Source organism: Thalassobacter sp. 16PALIMAR09 (assembly GCF_000765485.1).
Lineage (GTDB): Bacteria > Pseudomonadota > Alphaproteobacteria > Rhodobacterales > Rhodobacteraceae > Thalassobacter > Thalassobacter stenotrophicus.
In genome coordinates, this window is record NZ_JHAK01000004.1 from 116,424 (window position 1) to 132,457 (window position 16,034).

Below are 16,034 nucleotides of genomic sequence, written 5' to 3' on the forward strand. Positions count from 1 at the left end.
AATATGCCAAAGGGCCAATCCCCGTGTATCGGGGGTTGGCCTTTTTTTTCGGTAAAACCATGATCCGGACAACCGGACGGGTTCGGCCCTGAAAAGGGGCCTTTTTTAGAGTTGGAATAGGAGGGACGACCCATGGAAATGGTGTCGGATATGGGGACCATCATCTCGGCGATGATCTCCGGGGATGTCTGGGCGATCAGGCAGGCGCTGCGGGCGGATGCCGCCTATGCGCTGGGCGCCATTACGGTGACCGTCGCGGGATATGGGATGATGATGCTCTACCGGGCGGTGCCCGTTATCGAGCGTCAGCTGGAACGCACGGTTATGGTGGGCAGCTACTTGGCGATTGCCTACATTATCTTTTCGGGCGTGATCGAGCGGTTTGTGTTCAACGACCAAGAGCCTTGGTCCACCACGATCCCGCCGTTCCTGTTCATGATCATGGCGTGGTTCGGTGCGTCCTATAATGTGCGGCTGCGCACCCACCTTAGCTTTAACGAATTCCGCATGAACATGCCGCGTGCCGCACAGTACATCTGCCTGTGGCTGGATGCGGTTTTGTGGTTCGTCTTTGCTGTCATCGTCTTTGTGACGACGGCGCGGCAAACCGCACTTGTGGCTGATAACTTCGCCATCGTGATGGGGACCGACAATGTGATGCAGTGGTGGTTCCTGACCGCCGCACCCATCGCATTTGTGCTTTTGGTCACTCGTGTCTTCCAAAACCTAAGCGACGATATCCGCGCGTGGCGCAACAATGAGCCGCTGATCAAACAAGCTGTTATCGGGGGGGATACGTAATGGCTGAATGGACTGATGGAACCTGGGTCACGCTGATCTCATTGACGGTGACGTTCCTGTTTATGCTCGGCGTACCGGTGTTGTTGGTGATCTCGTATTGGATCATTGGCTGCTCGTTCGTGCTGGGCCTGACGCTTGATAACATGGGCGCTGAGCTGTTGAACGTGTTCAACAAGGGCTTTGCGCTGCTGGCGATGCCGCTGTTCATTTTGACGGGGGACCTGATCAACAAATCAGGCATCGCGCGCAGGCTGTCTGATTTTGCGTATTCCTGTCTTGGTTGGCTGCGGGGCGGTCTGGCGATGGCGGCGATTGGGGCCTGTGGTCTGTTCGCGGCGATCTCTGGGTCAAACTCGGCGACGACGGCGACGATCGGCTCGATGCTGCACCCCGAAATGGTCAAAGGTGGCTATGATGAGCGTTTCTCGGCCGCGACTGCTGCGGCAGGCGGCACGGTCGGGATCATCATCCCGCCCTCGATCATCTTCATCGTGTATGGCTTCTTGATGAACCTGCCCATCTCGGACCTGTTTGTGGCGGGCATCTTGCCCGGTGCGCTGATGGTCTTTGGCATGCAGTTCGCCTGCTGGCTGATCTGCCGTGCAAACGGCTGGGGCTACCTGATCCCGATCCAACTGAACCGCATCCTGAAAACGGCGTTCGGCGCGTGGCTTGGGTTCTTTGCCATTGGTTTGGTGCTTTGGGGCATCTACACCGGCAAATTCTCACCCACCGAGGCGGCGGGTGTGACAGTGGGCTTCTGCATCATCGCAGGCATCCTCAGCTATTATGCGACCAAGTTCTTGCACGTGGACAACACGCAAGCGCTTGAGCAGAAAAGCTTTGCCTCCATGTTTGTGGTCGAAGGCTTCAATGTGGGCGACATCCCGTCCATCGTGATCCGCTCGGCCCAGATCACCGGCATTCTGGCGCCGCTGATCGCGGTGTCGGTGGTGATGCAACAGATCCTGTCGCTGTTGGGCGCACAGGAGGTCATCGGCGGATTTCTCACGGCGATGGGCGGCTACTACGCGGTTCTGTTCACGGCGATGATCATTGTGTTCATCTCGGGCATGATCCTCGAGTCGTTGCCGGTCACGATCATCCTTGCCCCGATCTTGGCCCCGATTGCGGCCAGCGTGGGGGTCGATCCGATCCACTTTGCGGTAATTTTCTTGGTCGGTGCGTCGATTGGTTTCATCACACCTCCCTATGGTTTGAACCTATACGTCGCCTCCGGAGTGACCGGGGTGCAGTACTTCCGCATCTTGCGGTACATCTTCCCGTACCTTATCGCTCTGATCTCGGTATGGATTTTCGTAGCACTGGTGCCGTCAACGGCTCTGTCGCTGCTGCCCAACAGGTAACTGGGACGCGTAGGTATGGCTGAGGACACCGCAAAATCGAATGCGGACGAACATATTCCCACTAACCTCCGGCTGCTTCGGCTGCTGGAGGAGGTGGCCAAAGCGGGCACGCCCGTGACGCCATCTGGTGTGAATGATACCCTCGGCCTGCCCAAGCCCACCCTGCACAGGCTGTTCCATACCGCCGAACAGGAAGGCTTTTTGCAACGGGATCTCGACGGGCGGAGCTATAGCCCTGGCCGTCGTCTGCGCCACCTCGCGGTGGATACGCTCAGCTCGGAGAGGGTGCGCACCGTGCGCATCGCCGTTCTCCGTTCAATCGTCGATGCCGTGGGTGAGACGTGCAACATCGCCATCGCCGACCGTGACGGAATGTACTACCTCGACCGGATCGAAAGCGCGTGGCCCCTTCGGATCGCTATGCCGGTGGGCACGATTGTGCCATTCCACTGCACCGCATCGGGCAAACTATATCTGTCGTCGCTTCGGCCGGACTATCTGGATCGCTATCTGCGCAATGCACCGCTTGAGGCGCATACGGGCAACACCGTCACCGATCCAGCCGCGCTCAAGGCGAGCATGGCGCAAATTCGGGCGAAGGGGTATTCGGTCGATGATGAGGAATACATGGAAGGCATGTGCGCCATCGCCGTGCCCATCAAAAGCGATCAGGGGCGGCTGCTATGTACCCTATCGATCCACGCTCCGACCCAACGGCAATCGGTGCATGATCTGATGCACCACCTCGATCGGTTGATCGACGGGGCCGCAGAACTCGCGTCTGTTGTGTCTGAGGCTTAGGCTAAATCTGCATTTCACCCACAAGGGCGGCCCATGAGGCACCGTGCATATCGCGGTCTTCTATCGCGCCCTGAATAGTGGGGCGTGGCAGGCTGATTTTAATCACATGCAGGTCTGGAATATCGAAGCGTTTGAAGGTTGCGGGATCTTTGCCAAACACCCGCGCCACAGCCGCCGTGTCCAGCCGGGGCTGCACCACCGTGTAGGCGGCTGCACTACCGCAGAATATATCAATCGTCAGCCAAAACGGCCCTGCATTCTTGGACCGGACCTTTTGGACGAGGGCGCGTAATTCAGCCATGGTCATGCACCTCTAGGCGGAACGCCTCCATTGGGTCGTTCAACGTCATCGTGTGATGCAGCGTGAACGCATAGGTCGCGCCGCGTTTCATTTCGGGAGGAGAGAAGAGGAAGGCAAACGTGGGCTGCTCTTCTTCTTGGGTCAGCGGGTGATGCAGCAGATAGGGGTTGAGGATCTTGGCGATCTCTTCGGCGCGGGCCTCGGTTGGGGCGGTCACAATGGCGGTGACGCCGATCTCATTCGGGGTGCTGGCCTTGGTTTCCAGCGGGCCAAAGCTGGCGTTCTGGCCGATAAGGCGCAGCTCAATGTGAAAATCGGTGGTGCCGAGGCGGGCCTCAACTTTGGCGCGGGCTTTGGTGGCGATGTCATCGGCCCAGACCTGCGCGTTCGCGACATAGCGGGTGTCGCGCAACAGCGCCATGGCCACGACCTGATAGCCTGCCACGCGCGCGCCCTCTAACTTAACGGTGTAGTCCTCTGATGGGACCCAAGCCGAGCCTTCGACTCGGACACGGCGATCGTCTAGCGCGGTGTAGGTGGCGTCACGGACATCCAAATAACCGCCCGGTTCATACAGGATAAAGGGGTCAGAATTTTCGTACAGCATATGGGCATAGACCGTGTGTGGCGTGGCGTGGGCCCCGTCCGCAAGCGGCGTAATGGTGAAGCCCGTCGCGTCAAAATCCACCTGAAGAACACCGGATTGTGGGTTGGTCGCACACAGCGCGCCGCATTCGCCGATCTTGGCCCCATGCCATGCCGCGCCCGCGTGGTCGCCGTTTTGCAACGGCAGGGCTGCAATAATGGCCGTGTCCGTCGCCCGGCCACAGATGATGATATCCGCACCTGTGTTCAGGGCTTGCGTGACCTGTTCGGCCCCGGCTAGGGCCACGATGTTGCTGCACGCGGCGATATCCTCGGCCGTGACGTCGGGTGCACCGGGCAGGGGGCTTAGGTTTGCCTTGGCGATGGCCTCCGGGTCTTGGCCCGATTTCAGGGTCGCGATCTTGACGGGCGTGCCTTGCTCAGCCGCGATTTCTTGGGTCAGCTCTAGCATCCAATCGACCGCCGTGTCGGCCCCGCAGGTGCCCGCCGTGCCGATCACTAGCGGCACACCCGCCTTGGCGCGCGCCGCCATCAGCCCCGCCCATTCCACCTTGGTGGAGGCGCGCGCGTATTTCGATACACCGCGGCCTAGATACGCAGGTCCGCTGTCGGTGCTGCCCCCGTCGATGACGATGATGTCGGGGCGATTGGCGATACCCCGCTCCAACGCGGCTTGGTCGTAATTCAGCCCTAGGGCACCGGAGGGGATCAGAACGCGTGTCATCAGTCAGTCGGCAGTTGTGGTTTTTTGAGGAACTTGCGCAGGAACATCGGTGCGATGAAGCCAAGGAATGCGGCCACGAACAGCCCGATGGAAATCCCGCTCGACAGCAGATATGTCCAATCGCCGTCGCTTAGGACCATTGCGTCGCGCAATTGTTTCTCCATTTTGCCGCCCAACAGAATGCCAAGAATGACCGGTACTGTCGGAATATCCAACTTGCGCAGGACGTAGCCAAGAATGCCAAACAGGACGACCAAAAGCAGATCAAAGTAGCTGCCCGTGAGCGAGTAAATCCCCACAAAGCTGACCATCGTCACGCCGGGCATCAGGATGGCAGGTGGCAGTTCCAGCAGCTTTACGAACACCTTTACCATTGGCACGTTCATCGCCAGTAGCACAAAGTTCGCGATCAGCAGCGAGGCGATCAGCCCCCAAACCACGTCGGGCCGGTCGGTAAACAGCGTCGGCCCCGGTGTGATGTTGAGGGTGACAAGTACCGCGAGCAACACGGCTGTTGTGCCAGATCCGGGCACGCCAAGGGTCAGCATGGGCACCAGCGCGCCACCGGCGGCCGCGTTGTTGCCGACCTCAGGGGCGGCAATGCCCTTGGCCACACCGGTCCCGAACTTGCCCTTTTCACCGGCGATGGATTTTTCGGTCACATAGGTCAGGAACGAGCCAAGCGAGGCCCCCGCACCGGGTAAAACCCCAGCAATAAAGCCCAAGACGGAGGACCGCAGCATGACCCAGCGTGTAGACCAAATCTCTAGCCACGGGACAGTGACCTTGTCGATCTTGATGTTGAGCGCACCCTGTTTGCCGTGCTTTTCGATAAAAAAGAACACCTCAGACACGGCGAACAAGCCGACGATGGCCACAAGGAAATCGATCCCGTCATAAAGGTGCAAATTGCCCCCCGTCAGCCGCGCCATGCCGGAGTTCGGGTCCAACCCGATCATCGCAATCATAATCCCCAAGCAGGATGCAAAGGCGGCCTTGGCTTGGTTGTTCGAGGCAATGCCCCCCAGTGTGCAGAACGCCAACAGGTACAGGGCAAAGTATTCTGCCGGACCGAATTGATAGGCGATCCGCGACAATGCGGGGGCCAGCAGCATCAACCCGATGGTTGACAGGAATGCCCCGACAAATGACGCCACGCCCGAGATCACCAAGGCATCACCAGGGCGGCCGTTCTTAGCCATCGGGTGGCCATCCAGACAGGTCATCATCGCGGGCTCATCGCCGGGGATGTTCAGCAGGATCGAACTGATCCGCCCGCCGTACATCGCGCCGTAGTAAATCGAGGTCAGCAGGACCAACGCCGCGACTGCATCAAGGCCCAGCGAAAATGTGATTGGGATCATGATAGCCACGCCGTTTGCAGGGCCAAGGCCCGGCAGGGCGCCGACGATCGTGCCGATGAAGCAGCCCAAAACGGCTAGCATCAAGGTGTAGGGCGACAGCGCGATGCCAAAGCCGAGAGAGAGATTTGCTAAAAGGTCCATGCGTGCGCGCCCTTAAAACCAGCCGCGCGGGAAGCCAAACAGGCTCAACCCCAGCACGAAGCGAAATAGAACAAAAAGCCCCACCGACAGGCCCAATCCAGCGAGGATCGCGGGCACAACGCGCGGCGCGATTTGATAGCTCAGGATTGCAGAAACAACTGCCGTGGGAAGCAAGAACCCCATGGGCTTGAGCGCGTAGGCATAGCCCACCAACGCAATCGTCGCGACCAGCAGCGCCCCGAGAGAGGCAAGGCCGGGCCACTCTGGCTCTGCGTCCGGGCGCCAGACCATCATCGCACCGCACAGTGCTGCACAACTGCCCACAATCATCGGAAACGCACGCGTTCCGAGCGGGTCAGAGAAAAACGGGGCGGGGATTTGGGCGGCGGTGGCGACGTAGCCAAGGGCTCCGAGCACGACCACCGCACCGAATATGCGGTCGCTTGCAAGCATGGGATATCTCCAGAGTGTCGGAGGAGGGGGGCTGAGCGCGCACACGAAGGCGCGCCCAGCGTTAGAATAAGCGTGTGCTTATTGGATGATGCCGATTTCTTTGGACAGCTTGGTCACATCGGCCATGTTTTGGGCGATGAAGCTTTCAAAGTCGCCACCGATCACGGTGAACGGGGCAAGGCCATTTGCCTTCATTGCGGCTTGCCATTCGTCGGACTCGCCCACGGCTTGCAGCTTTGCGACCCAGTCGTTGAACCGCTCATCCGAGATGTCCTTTGGCACGTACAGACCGCGCCAGTTCACGGCGACGACGTCAAAACCTTGCTCAACAGCCGTTGGGATGTCGTCAAAACCGGGCACACGCTCGTTCGACAGCACAGCCAGTGCACGCACTTCGCCGGTACCAAGGAAGCCTACGATTTCGGACATGTCGCCGGTCATGCCTTGGGTAAAGCCGCCAACAGTTTGGGTGATCGCGTCTGCGCCACCGTCCACGCCGATGTAGCGGATTTTGGTGACGTCAGACACGCCGCCTGCTTGGGCCACTTGCAGCACCTTCAGGTGGTCAAAGCCGCCCGCCGCAGAACCGCCCGCAAAGGCCACCGAGCCGGGATCAGCCTTCATAGCTGCGACCAGATCGCCGAGGTTTTGGAATGGGCTGTCCGCAGAGACAACAATCACGCCGGGGTCAGCCCCGATGGCGCCCAAAAAGCGCACTTGGTCAGGTGTCGCGCCGCCGTAGGCGTTTTGCGCAAGACGGGTTGCGGTGGCTTGGCTTGCGGCCACGATCAGGTTCGCATCATCGGTCCGCTCATTGGCAACGGTGCCATAGGCCAGACCGCCGCCGCCACCGGCCATGTTGGTGATTTGTACGGGCGCATCGACAAGACCGATATCGTACATGATTTTGCCGATCTGACGGCAGGTAAAGTCCCAGCCGCCGCCGGGGTTGGCGGGTGCAATACATTCAGCGGCGTGTGCGCTGGTAGCGGTGAACAAACCGCCAGCGGACGCGGCTACCACGGCACTCGTAAGCACCGCCTTAAAAAGACGTTTGGTCATAGTTACCTCCCAGATGTTGGCGGGTGGATCCCGCCTTTTGACGTCTGGAAGGTGACTATTGATCTCGCTCCTTGTCAAGCTGTTAGCGGTAACAAAGCCGCCTAGGCCTGCGCTGCAGTCACGATGATTTCGACCTTATATTCAGGGGTTGCCAGCTTGGCTTCGCCGCAGGCGCGGGCCGGTGTGTGGCCTTGGGGGACCCATGCATCCCACACGCCGTTCATCTCCGCAAAATCCGCCATGTCCGCGAGCCAAATAACGACTTGCAACATGTTGGTATTGTCCGATCCGGCTTCGGCCAAAAGGGCGTCCACTTGGGCAAGGCACCCGGCGGTCTGCTCGGCCACGGTTGCGCCTTTGGCGACCTGTCCGGCCAAGTAAACTGTGCCGTTATGAGTAACGATCTGGCTCATACGGGGGCCGGATTGGTGACGGGTGATCATGTGCGTTTCTCCTGTTGTAGCCACGCAAGGGTGGCGTCCGTTGGTCCGTTGGGTTTGTACTCTGCGCCCAGCGGGTGATCCCAGCCAAGGGTCGCGAGGTGGGCGTATATGTGGGGGTAGTGCAGCTCACCGTGATCGGGTGCGCCACGATCCGGCACGGAGGCGATTTGAACGTGACCAATGTGCGGCAGACATGCTGTGAGCCGACGGCTCAGGTCGCCCTCCATGATCTGAAGGTGGTAGCAGTCGAACATCAATTTCAGGTTGGGCAGGTTTAACCTTTCAATGATTGTAACGGCTTGGCGGGATGTCTTGAGGTAATATCCCGGCGCATCGTAGCTGTTGAGCGGCTCGATCAGGATGGTCATGCCCATATCCGCAGCCTTGGAGCAGGCGTAGCGCAGGTTGTCCGCAAAGGCGGCGTCGGCCTCGGGGCCTTCGGCAAAACCGGCCATCACGTGGACCGCTCCGGCGCCAATTTCAAATCCATAGGTTAGAGCCTGATCAATGGCTGCGCGGGCTTCATCCTCGCGGCCGGGCAAAGCCGACAGCCCGTTTTCACCGGGATTGCCGCGTACGGTGTTCAGGCCGAGCATGGTTAGGCCCGTTTCTTTCAGAGCCGCCAACACATCAGAGGGGGGCGTTTCATAGGGCCAGTGGCATTCAACCGCGTCAAACCCTGCGGCTTTAGCCGCGCGGATGGCATCGGGTAGGGGCAGGTCTGCCCATAAAAACCCAAGGTTGGCCGAAAAACGCCGGTGCTGTGTGTGATTGGTCATATGCGTATCCCCCTGAAAAACTGGGTAAAGCTTGCTTGCCCCTGAGGCAATCCACAAAGGCGACCTAGCGGGCCAAACCGCGTGTCTCTGCCGGTGTTTCCGCCGTTGAGAGGTGGACACCAGCGACCGCTGCTATATTCCCAGCGCACCACCTAGGTGGCATCCGGTAAGCCATACAGGCGCACGCCATGGTAGATGTTGGCTTCGCTGCGCATTCGGATAAAGTGTAGAACAAAATGGAGGCCCTCGCGCCCATGGCAGATATCTGGCTCGGCTTATCGCAGGCGTTTTGGCTTGTGATCACCTTTGACGCAGAGTTGATGGAAATCACTCTGCGTTCCTTGATGGTGAGCCTGAGTGCGCTTGTGATTGCAAGCGCCATTGCGCTGCCGCTTGCGGCCCTATTAGCCGTTCGGCGGTTCCGGTGGCGGCGCTGGGTGATTGCGATCTTGAATGCGCTGATGGGGCTGCCGCCGGTTGTGGTGGGGCTGATCGTGTATGTGGTCCTCTCGCGCTCCGGCCCGCTTGGGGTGTTGGGCTTGTTGTTCACGCCGACAGCGATGGTCATTGCGCAGGTCATCATTATCGTCCCGCTGATTGCCTCTGTCGCGCATCAGGCTCTGCGCGATTTATGGAGCGAATATCACGATCTGCTGATTTCCATGCACGTGACCCAAGGCCAAAAGGTCGCCACGCTTTTGTGGGATGCGCGCCGTGCGCTGCTCACGGCATCGCTGGCTGGGTTCGGTCGCGCGATTGGTGAGGTCGGGGCGATCATGATTGTGGGCGGCAATATCGACAACGTCACGCGCGTGCTGACCACGGCAATCGCACTTGAAACCGGCAAGGGAGAATTCGCACTGGCCCTTGGCCTTGGCTTTGTGTTGATCGGATTGGCCATTGCGGTGAATCTGTCGATCCATGCGCTGTCGCGCACAGAAGTGGAGGCCCGCTGGTGAGCCACCTTCTGCCACTCATGGTCCAGGGGGCCGAAACAACCCACCGCGGTAAGCGGCTTGTGGGGCCGATTGACCTGACGATCGAAGGGGCTGGGGCTACGGTTATTGTGGGGCCCAACGGTTCGGGCAAAACCACGCTGCTGCGTCTTTTGCACGGCGCGGCACGGCTGACACGCGGTGAGATCGCGTGGAACTGTCCGATGGATGAGGCGCAATTGCATCAGGCTTTCGTGTTTCAGCGGCCCGTGATGCTGCGCCGGACCGTGTTGGAAAACCTGATCTATCCGCTCAAGGTGCGGGGCACTTCCAAGCGTGAGGCGCGCAAATCCGCTGTGGCTTGGGCGGCCAAGATCGGCCTGTCGGACGTGATCGACCGCTCCGCGTTGGTTCTATCGGGGGGGGAGCAGCAGAAGCTTGCGCTGGCCCGCGCCTTGATCACCGCGCCTAAGGTTCTGTTTCTGGACGAACCCTGTGCCGCCCTTGATGGCCGCGCCACCCGTGAGGTCGAGGTGATCTTGCAAGCGGCCAAGCAAAACGGGACCCGGCTGATCCTATCGACCCATGACATGGGGCAGGCCCGCCGCCTTGCCGATGAAATGCTGTTCATGTTGGGCGGCAAAATCCATGAATTCGGCCCAGCCGATACGTTTTTTGAGGCGGCGCAAACCGCCTCTGCCCGTGCATTCCTGAAAGGAGATATCGTCGAATGAAACGCTTTGTCCTAACCCTTGCAGCCCTCGCTGTGACTGCCACGGCCAGTGCCGCTGACACCATGAAAATGGCTGTCACGACGTCCTTCCATAATTCGGGGCTGTCTGAGATTTTGCTGCCCGCGATTGAACAAGACCTAGGCCTTGAGGTGCAATTGCTGGTGGTTGGCACGGGCCAAGCGCTGCAATTGGGCCGTTCCGGCGACGTAGACGCGATCCTTGTGCATTCCCGCAGCGCAGAGGAGGCGTTTGTGGCCGAGGGGGCAGGCACCCACCGGCGTGAAATTATGTACAACGATTTCGTTGTGATCGGCCCTTCGGAGGATCCTGCGGATGTGGCGAGCGCCGAAACCGTGCTGGATGCCTTGCAATCCATCGCCGCAAGCGAGGCGCGTTTCGTCAGCCGCGGTGATGACAGCGGCACCCACAAAAAGGAACTCAGCCTGTGGGCCGCAGCCAGCCAAACGCCCGAGGGGGCTTGGTATAACGCGGTCGGTGCGGGCATGGGGGCCGCGCTCAACACGGCATCCGGGCTTAACGCCTATATCTTGTCGGATCGGGCCAGCTGGTTGAACTTTGGCAACAAGGGCGACCTTGCGTTGTTGTTCTCAGGTGACCCGGTGCTGTTCAATCAATACGCGTTCTTGCCCGTGAACCCAGAGGTTCATGCACATGTGGCCAATGGCTTGGCGCAGAAATTGGAGGGGTGGTTGGTGTCAGATCGCGCAGCCGACCTGATCAATGGCTACCGTCTTGGGGGCGAGCAGTTGTTCGTGTTCAACGCCACGCCGGATGCCAGCCCCCAAGGGTAATGTCCCAACGGACCGCTGGTTATTCGTCCAGCGATCCGTGAATGGCAAATTGGTCGAGCCCGGCGTCGTTGGGCTCAATCATTCTAAAGCTTTCGCGTACACCAACGTCAGACAGCTCCCGCAGGACCGTGAGCAGGGTGTTGGGGCCGTGCTCTGCGCATAGGTCGGCCATCTGATCCAGCTCTTCTTGGGCGGTGGGCAGGGCGGCTTCTACGCTGGGTGCGCCGTAGTAGGTGACAAAATGCTCCGCCAACATTTGCGCCAATGACGCCATTTCACCGGGCTCTACCTGGGTGACAGCCACAAACGTGACCCGCCCGCCGGTTTCCAAGCCGAACCAACCGTTCGAGAACGCCTGACGGTTTTTGCCGGACAGATCGCCCTCGGACCAGTTCGAGAACTCAAACCCGCCGGAAATACACCATTCGCCTGTGCGTGCAGGTACGTGAAACACGCGCTGATCGCTTTCGTCAAAGTGAATGGCGCGGGCCAGTTTTAGGGGAGCGGTCATGGTGTTGTCTCCAGCAAGCGCGTCAGGGGAATAAGCTGCGTGGCACCATCGGCGTCGCGCAAGAGCAGGCCGAAATTCTCGTCCACGCCCAAAAATGTGCCGCTTGTGCCAAGCACGGTGACGTCCTCACCTATTTGCCACGCCAAGCCCCGCCACGCTTCGTGTAGGGGTTTGATCCCGTCATCTTCCCATGAGCGGACCCATGTGAGCGTGTGCCGGGACCACGACTCCAATAGCTGCGGGGCCTGCACATCGGTGCAGCCTTCGGCATAGAGGGCGGTATCCTCGGGGTGCTCGCCGGGGGCATCGCTGAGCGGCCAAAGCGGCAGCGTGAGGTCAATGACCATCCAGTCGGGCACTTCAGCGGGGTTATCGGTGCTGGCGTGGATGCCAAACCGGCCACAGCGCGCGGCGTTCAGGCGAATACCGCCATCCCATTCCAGCTGCACAGCGGTTTCAGGTGGGCCGAGCGCACCAAGGGCGTTCTGAAAGCCCACGGCACACAGCGGCAACATCACCGCCGCCTCCGCCAAGGTCACGTCAGGGGCGAAGACAATCGCCGCCTGAAGGGTGCTTTGCCCAAGGTCATAGGCCACAAGGCCGGCATCACAGCCCTGAATGGCCCGCATCTGCGCGTGTGTGACGGGGTCGGCCGCAGCCTCCCCGTACATCAGCGGCGGGAAGGTCGGCGTATGCGGGGCATCAAGCGTGCTCATGCAACGCCCTTCTCCACGAGGGTGGCCGCGATCGTGCGGAACACCTCAGCCTGTGGGCTGTCGGGGGCGCTGGCGACGATGGGTGCGCCGCCGTCTGCGGCTTGGCGGATCGACATGTGCAGCGGCACTTCGGCCAGCAGGTCGATGCCCAGCTTTTCGGCCTCGCTTGCGACGCCGCCATGCCCGAACAGATGTTCTTCGTGGCCGCAGTTCGAACAGATATGCGTGGACATGTTTTCGATCATCCCGACAACGGGGATATTCATCTGGTTGAACATATCCAGACCCTTGCGGGCGTCGATCAATGCGATGTCCTGTGGGGTTGAGACCACGACAGCGCCATCCACCTTGAACTTCTGGCCAAGGGTCATCTGCACGTCACCGGTGCCGGGTGGAAGATCCACGATCAGCACATCCAGCGCGCCCCATTGGACCTGCGTCATCATCTGCTGGAGCGCGCCCATCAGCATCGGCCCACGCCAGACAACGGCTTGGTCGTCATTGGTCATGTAGCCGATCGACATGGAGGTCACGCCATGGTTGCGCAGGGGCAGAATGGTGGTGCCATCCGGGCTGGCGGGACGGCCCGTGATGCCAAGCATCCTAGGCTGCGAGGGGCCATACACATCGGCGTCCAGCAACCCGACCCGGCGGCCTTGCTGCGCAAGCGCCACGGCCAAGTTGGCAGACACAGTGGATTTGCCCACACCGCCCTTGCCCGATGCAATCGCTAGAATGCGTGCCACGCCCGGTACAGGCTGCGGCCCGGCGGGTGCGGTTTTTTGCGGCTTTAGGTCGGGGGGGGCTTCGCCTGTCGGGGCGGCAGGTTTTGACGGCGCGCTGTGGCCCGTCATCACGATTTGCACGGCCTCAACCCCGATCCCTTGCAGGGCGGTTTCGGCAGCGGTTTTGACCGCGCCATAGGCTTCGGCATCCGATGGTGCGATTTCCATCACAAAGCGGACATTGCCCTCATCCACGTTCAACGCCCGAACGACGCCTGACTCTACCAAATCTGTGCCGCTTGGGGTGCTGACACCCTTGAGGGCCTCAAGGACGGCGTCTCTTGTAATTGTCACGTTATTCTCCCGAAACGTCGCCGGTGACTGTGTGTTCCAGCCCCAACTCTTCGCATGTGAGTGTCATCTTCAGTGTGTAGCTTTTGCCCGCTTCGCCTTTGTTGCGCAACGCGGCCTCAATTTCTTGTTGGCTTGTTACGCCGACTTGCTTGAGGAACTTGCGCATCGACATGTTGAACGCATCACTCATTCGCTCTCTCCCTGGTGATCTGGTGTTTGGCCGCTGGTGTGGCCCAGAATATCAATGGTCACGACGTTTGCTTAGATAGTCTTCGGTCGTGCGTGGCTTGGGCCGGGGCGCACTGGTGAAGGGGTTGTTCTGGCTGTGCATCTGCGCGCGCACACGGCAGTCATCACACATCTGGATCAGGCGCAACTTATCTTCGTCGAACATGGAATGCCCGGCCAGCCGTTCTGTGATCTTGTCGATGGTGGATTTGACGCCGAACAGGCTGTTGCACTCGACGCAGGCAAACGGCTCTTCTTCGTGGATCACCCGTTGTTCCAACGCGGCGTCCGTCAGGTCCAGACGAGGTTCCAGCGTGATGGCCGTCTCGGGGCAGGCCGAGGCGCAGATCCCGCATTGCAGGCAAGCATCCTCTTGGAAACGCAGTTGTGGGAGATCCGGATTGTCACCCAGCGCGCCCGAGGGGCAAAGCGAAACACACGACAGGCACAGGGTGCAGGCGTCGGTGTCGACCAGAACCGCACCGTAGGGCGCGCCTTCGGGCAGGGGCAGAACTGTGTCCGAGCCGAGTGTGGCGCGCGCGGCCTGCCGGGTGATCTGACGCCGTGTGCCCATGGGGCGGACAGGGCTGTGGGCCGCGTCGGACCGAGGCGCGTCGTACAATGCGTCGCTCATGGCGTCGGGGTCTGGCGTATCGATCAGGGTGATCGTCTCCGCGCCAACAATCGCGCGAGCCAGCTCCATCTGGGTGTCCAGCGCATCACGGTCTGAGTTTGGCTCTGGTACGATGCTGACGCGTGTAAATCCGGCACCGTGGGCGGCGACCATCTCGGCATGACCAAACCCGTTTAGCGCGGTGATCTCCATCGGGATGACATGGCTGGGCAGACCGCGCCCAAACCGTGCGGCCATGCGGATCATTTCGGACCCGTTGGAGCCGGTCACCAACAGGTGGGGCGTTGCACCGCCTGCATCCGAATAGGCCTTGGCCAGTGTGTTGATGCGGACAAACGTGTGGGATGCGGCGGGCGCGTCAAAGCTGATCGCGCCAGAGGGGCAGGCGGCGGAACACGCGCCACACCCGGCACAGACCAGCGGGTCGATGACCACATGTTCACCCGCGGATTGGATCGCACTTGTGGGGCACAGGTCGAGACAGCGGGTGCAGCCGGTTTGCTCAGCGCGGCTGTGGGCGCACAACAGGGGCTCGGATTTGATATGGAGCGTTTTCTCAAAAGTGCCGACCATGTGGCTGGCGGCCAATATCGCGGCGGACACCGATCCGGGATGGGATGGGTCTGCGCGCAGGTAGCCGTCCCGCTTTTCGGGGGCGGGGAATAGCGGCGTGCCGCCGGTTAGGTCGAGCAGAATATCACACTCGGACTGTGCGCCGTTGCGAGCAGGCGACAGGGTTGGCGTGCCGCGCCCCTCGGGGGCGGGTTGCTGTAGTGCGTCGATTGAGACCGAGAATTGCCCGAACGAGCCTGTGGCCCGCCGCAGCGTGCCAAAGATGATGTCAGCCTCGGTCGTGCCGGGATGCTCTTCGCCAGGGGCGAGCAAAACCGTTACCGATAGGTAAGGTGTTAACGCCTCGGCTGCGGCAAGTGCGGTTGCAGCGGGCCCGACAATTAGGCATAATCCGTCGGACACCACGTCGATGGTCTTGTCTGGGTGGGTCGGTAGCAAGCCTTCGGCCACCAAAGCGGCCATCTTGGGACCCGTTGAGGTTGTATCCTCGGTCCAGCCACCCCGGTCGCGGATGTCGATCAATGGGGCTGATGCGACCTCCAGCTCATCGGCCAAAGCGTCGAAAATCGCGCTTTGCTGGGTGCAGCAGATTGCGGTGTCTCCGGCCTGCAATGCGTCCGCCGCAATTTGCAACTGTGAGGTGCAAAGCGCCGTGCAGGTCCGCGGCGCCGAAAGTCCGGTCGCTTGTGCAAGTGCGTCGCTGTCTACGGTTTGGCTGCCGCCACAATCACACGTTATCAATGACTTGATCACGTTAATCCTCCCAGATCCGTCCCTGTGGGGCCAGTTGGGCGCCCGATTTGTTCGCGCAGTTTAGACGTGTTGCGCAGGGGTCTACAACCGCTTTCGCAATTTGCAGTTGTTTGTAATTTTGCATTCAATGCAAATTGAGGCTTCTGGTTTCTGGATATATGGGCTAAACAATCTGGTATGCCGTTGTGTCCCGGGAGGGGGCGGCGGTTAGGATCGG

General features: G+C 60.4%; 18 protein-coding genes. 6 read left to right on the forward strand and 12 right to left on the reverse strand.

The window, feature by feature from the left end; all coding sequences use genetic code 11:
- The first annotated feature begins 132 nt into the window (after window positions 1–132).
- Genes PM04_RS10125 through PM04_RS10135 form a run of 3 tightly spaced genes read left to right on the forward strand, consistent with a single transcriptional unit; the run spans window position 133 to window position 2,969 of the window.
- Window positions 133–801 (forward strand): TRAP transporter small permease, encoded by a 669-nt coding sequence (locus PM04_RS10125; protein ID WP_038006314.1) that lies wholly within the window; start codon window positions 133–135, stop codon window positions 799–801.
- The gene (locus PM04_RS10130) at window positions 801–2,168 is read left to right on the forward strand and encodes a TRAP transporter large permease (protein ID WP_038006315.1); all 1,368 of its coding nucleotides are present in this window, start codon (window positions 801–803) and stop codon (window positions 2,166–2,168) included. The genes PM04_RS10125 and PM04_RS10130 overlap by 1 nt, the downstream gene beginning before the upstream one ends.
- A gap of 15 nt (window positions 2,169–2,183) precedes the next feature.
- A complete protein-coding gene (locus PM04_RS10135; protein ID WP_038006316.1) occupies window positions 2,184–2,969 on the forward strand; it encodes an IclR family transcriptional regulator in 786 nt (261 codons plus the stop codon).
- 1 nt (window position 2,970) lies between these two features.
- On the opposite strand, the gene PM04_RS10140 is transcribed toward PM04_RS10135, so the two are convergent.
- The 7 genes from PM04_RS10140 to PM04_RS10170 all read right to left on the reverse strand — a co-directional run bounded on the left by PM04_RS10140 (window position 2,971) and on the right by PM04_RS10170 (window position 8,842).
- A complete protein-coding gene (locus PM04_RS10140) occupies window positions 2,971–3,270 on the reverse strand; it encodes a DUF4387 family protein (RefSeq protein ID WP_038006647.1) in 300 nt (99 codons plus the stop codon).
- On the reverse strand, window positions 3,263–4,600 hold the full coding sequence (locus PM04_RS10145) for an acyclic terpene utilization AtuA family protein (RefSeq protein ID WP_234702834.1): 1,338 nt from the start codon (window positions 4,598–4,600) through the stop codon (window positions 3,263–3,265). The genes PM04_RS10140 and PM04_RS10145 overlap by 8 nt, the downstream gene beginning before the upstream one ends.
- Window positions 4,600–6,105, reverse strand: coding sequence for a tripartite tricarboxylate transporter permease (locus PM04_RS10150; protein ID WP_038006319.1), 1,506 nt, complete (start codon window positions 6,103–6,105; stop codon window positions 4,600–4,602). The genes PM04_RS10145 and PM04_RS10150 overlap by 1 nt, the downstream gene beginning before the upstream one ends.
- A 12-nt stretch (window positions 6,106–6,117) precedes the next feature.
- A complete protein-coding gene (locus PM04_RS10155; RefSeq protein ID WP_038006320.1) occupies window positions 6,118–6,558 on the reverse strand; it encodes a tripartite tricarboxylate transporter TctB family protein in 441 nt (146 codons plus the stop codon).
- Window positions 6,559–6,636: 78 nt separating this feature from the next.
- On the reverse strand, window positions 6,637–7,620 hold the full coding sequence (locus PM04_RS10160; protein WP_038006322.1) for a tripartite tricarboxylate transporter substrate binding protein: 984 nt from the start codon (window positions 7,618–7,620) through the stop codon (window positions 6,637–6,639).
- A gap of 101 nt (window positions 7,621–7,721) precedes the next feature.
- On the reverse strand, window positions 7,722–8,063 hold the full coding sequence (locus PM04_RS10165; RefSeq protein ID WP_038006324.1) for a RidA family protein: 342 nt from the start codon (window positions 8,061–8,063) through the stop codon (window positions 7,722–7,724).
- Window positions 8,060–8,842 carry a hydroxypyruvate isomerase family protein gene (locus PM04_RS10170; RefSeq protein WP_038006326.1) on the reverse strand — a complete coding sequence of 261 codons (783 nt, stop codon included), beginning with the start codon at window positions 8,840–8,842 and terminating at the stop codon, window positions 8,060–8,062. Before PM04_RS10170 ends, PM04_RS10165 begins: the two co-directional genes overlap by 4 nt.
- 254 nt (window positions 8,843–9,096) lie before the next feature.
- On the opposite strand from PM04_RS10170, the gene PM04_RS10175 reads away from it, so the two are divergent.
- The 3 genes from PM04_RS10175 to PM04_RS10185 are packed head-to-tail and all read left to right on the forward strand — an operon-like array spanning window position 9,097 to window position 11,323.
- Window positions 9,097–9,801, forward strand: a complete 705-nt coding sequence (locus PM04_RS10175) for an ABC transporter permease (protein ID WP_038006327.1) — start codon at window positions 9,097–9,099, stop codon at window positions 9,799–9,801.
- Complete coding sequence (locus tag PM04_RS10180) at window positions 9,798–10,511, forward strand: ATP-binding cassette domain-containing protein (protein WP_369793308.1); 714 nt, start codon at window positions 9,798–9,800, stop codon at window positions 10,509–10,511. The genes PM04_RS10175 and PM04_RS10180 overlap by 4 nt, the downstream gene beginning before the upstream one ends.
- A complete protein-coding gene (locus PM04_RS10185) occupies window positions 10,508–11,323 on the forward strand; it encodes a substrate-binding domain-containing protein (RefSeq protein ID WP_038006329.1) in 816 nt (271 codons plus the stop codon). The genes PM04_RS10180 and PM04_RS10185 overlap by 4 nt, the downstream gene beginning before the upstream one ends.
- Window positions 11,324–11,342: 19 nt before the next feature.
- Here PM04_RS10185 and PM04_RS10190 read toward each other — a convergent pair whose 3' ends face one another.
- From PM04_RS10190 to PM04_RS10210, 5 genes are read right to left on the reverse strand one after another with little or no spacing between them, the layout of a single operon-like run.
- Window positions 11,343–11,834 (reverse strand): DUF6505 family protein, encoded by a 492-nt coding sequence (locus PM04_RS10190; RefSeq protein ID WP_038006331.1) that lies wholly within the window; start codon window positions 11,832–11,834, stop codon window positions 11,343–11,345.
- Window positions 11,831–12,550 carry a biotin/lipoate--protein ligase family protein gene (locus PM04_RS10195; protein ID WP_038006332.1) on the reverse strand — a complete coding sequence of 240 codons (720 nt, stop codon included), beginning with the start codon at window positions 12,548–12,550 and terminating at the stop codon, window positions 11,831–11,833. The genes PM04_RS10190 and PM04_RS10195 overlap by 4 nt, the downstream gene beginning before the upstream one ends.
- On the reverse strand, window positions 12,547–13,629 hold the full coding sequence (locus PM04_RS10200) for an Mrp/NBP35 family ATP-binding protein (protein ID WP_038006333.1): 1,083 nt from the start codon (window positions 13,627–13,629) through the stop codon (window positions 12,547–12,549). Before PM04_RS10200 ends, PM04_RS10195 begins: the two co-directional genes overlap by 4 nt.
- Before the next feature lies 1 nt (window position 13,630).
- Window positions 13,631–13,819 (reverse strand): DUF6494 family protein, encoded by a 189-nt coding sequence (locus tag PM04_RS10205; protein ID WP_038006335.1) that lies wholly within the window; start codon window positions 13,817–13,819, stop codon window positions 13,631–13,633.
- A gap of 51 nt (window positions 13,820–13,870) precedes the next feature.
- Entirely contained in the window at window positions 13,871–15,817 is a 1,947-nt protein-coding gene (locus tag PM04_RS10210) for a 4Fe-4S binding protein (RefSeq protein WP_038006337.1), read from the reverse strand.
- Between the last annotated feature and the right edge of the window lie 217 nt (window positions 15,818–16,034).

Coding starts and splice junctions, on each gene's coding strand:
- PM04_RS10125 (WP_038006314.1), top strand. CDS start 133: ATGGAAATGGTGTCGGATATGGGGACCATCATCTCGGCGATGATCTCC.
- PM04_RS10130 (WP_038006315.1), top strand. CDS start 801: ATGGCTGAATGGACTGATGGAACCTGGGTCACGCTGATCTCATTGACG.
- PM04_RS10135 (WP_038006316.1), top strand. CDS start 2,184: ATGGCTGAGGACACCGCAAAATCGAATGCGGACGAACATATTCCCACT.
- PM04_RS10140 (WP_038006647.1), bottom strand. CDS start 3,270: ATGGCTGAATTACGCGCCCTCGTCCAAAAGGTCCGGTCCAAGAATGCA.
- PM04_RS10145 (WP_234702834.1), bottom strand. CDS start 4,600: ATGACACGCGTTCTGATCCCCTCCGGTGCCCTAGGGCTGAATTACGAC.
- PM04_RS10150 (WP_038006319.1), bottom strand. CDS start 6,105: ATGGACCTTTTAGCAAATCTCTCTCTCGGCTTTGGCATCGCGCTGTCG.
- PM04_RS10155 (WP_038006320.1), bottom strand. CDS start 6,558: ATGCTTGCAAGCGACCGCATATTCGGTGCGGTGGTCGTGCTCGGAGCC.
- PM04_RS10160 (WP_038006322.1), bottom strand. CDS start 7,620: ATGACCAAACGTCTTTTTAAGGCGGTGCTTACGAGTGCCGTGGTAGCC.
- PM04_RS10165 (WP_038006324.1), bottom strand. CDS start 8,063: ATGATCACCCGTCACCAATCCGGCCCCCGTATGAGCCAGATCGTTACT.
- PM04_RS10170 (WP_038006326.1), bottom strand. CDS start 8,842: ATGACCAATCACACACAGCACCGGCGTTTTTCGGCCAACCTTGGGTTT.
- PM04_RS10175 (WP_038006327.1), top strand. CDS start 9,097: ATGGCAGATATCTGGCTCGGCTTATCGCAGGCGTTTTGGCTTGTGATC.
- PM04_RS10185 (WP_038006329.1), top strand. CDS start 10,508: ATGAAACGCTTTGTCCTAACCCTTGCAGCCCTCGCTGTGACTGCCACG.
- PM04_RS10190 (WP_038006331.1), bottom strand. CDS start 11,834: ATGACCGCTCCCCTAAAACTGGCCCGCGCCATTCACTTTGACGAAAGC.
- PM04_RS10195 (WP_038006332.1), bottom strand. CDS start 12,550: ATGAGCACGCTTGATGCCCCGCATACGCCGACCTTCCCGCCGCTGATG.
- PM04_RS10205 (WP_038006335.1), bottom strand. CDS start 13,819: ATGAGTGATGCGTTCAACATGTCGATGCGCAAGTTCCTCAAGCAAGTC.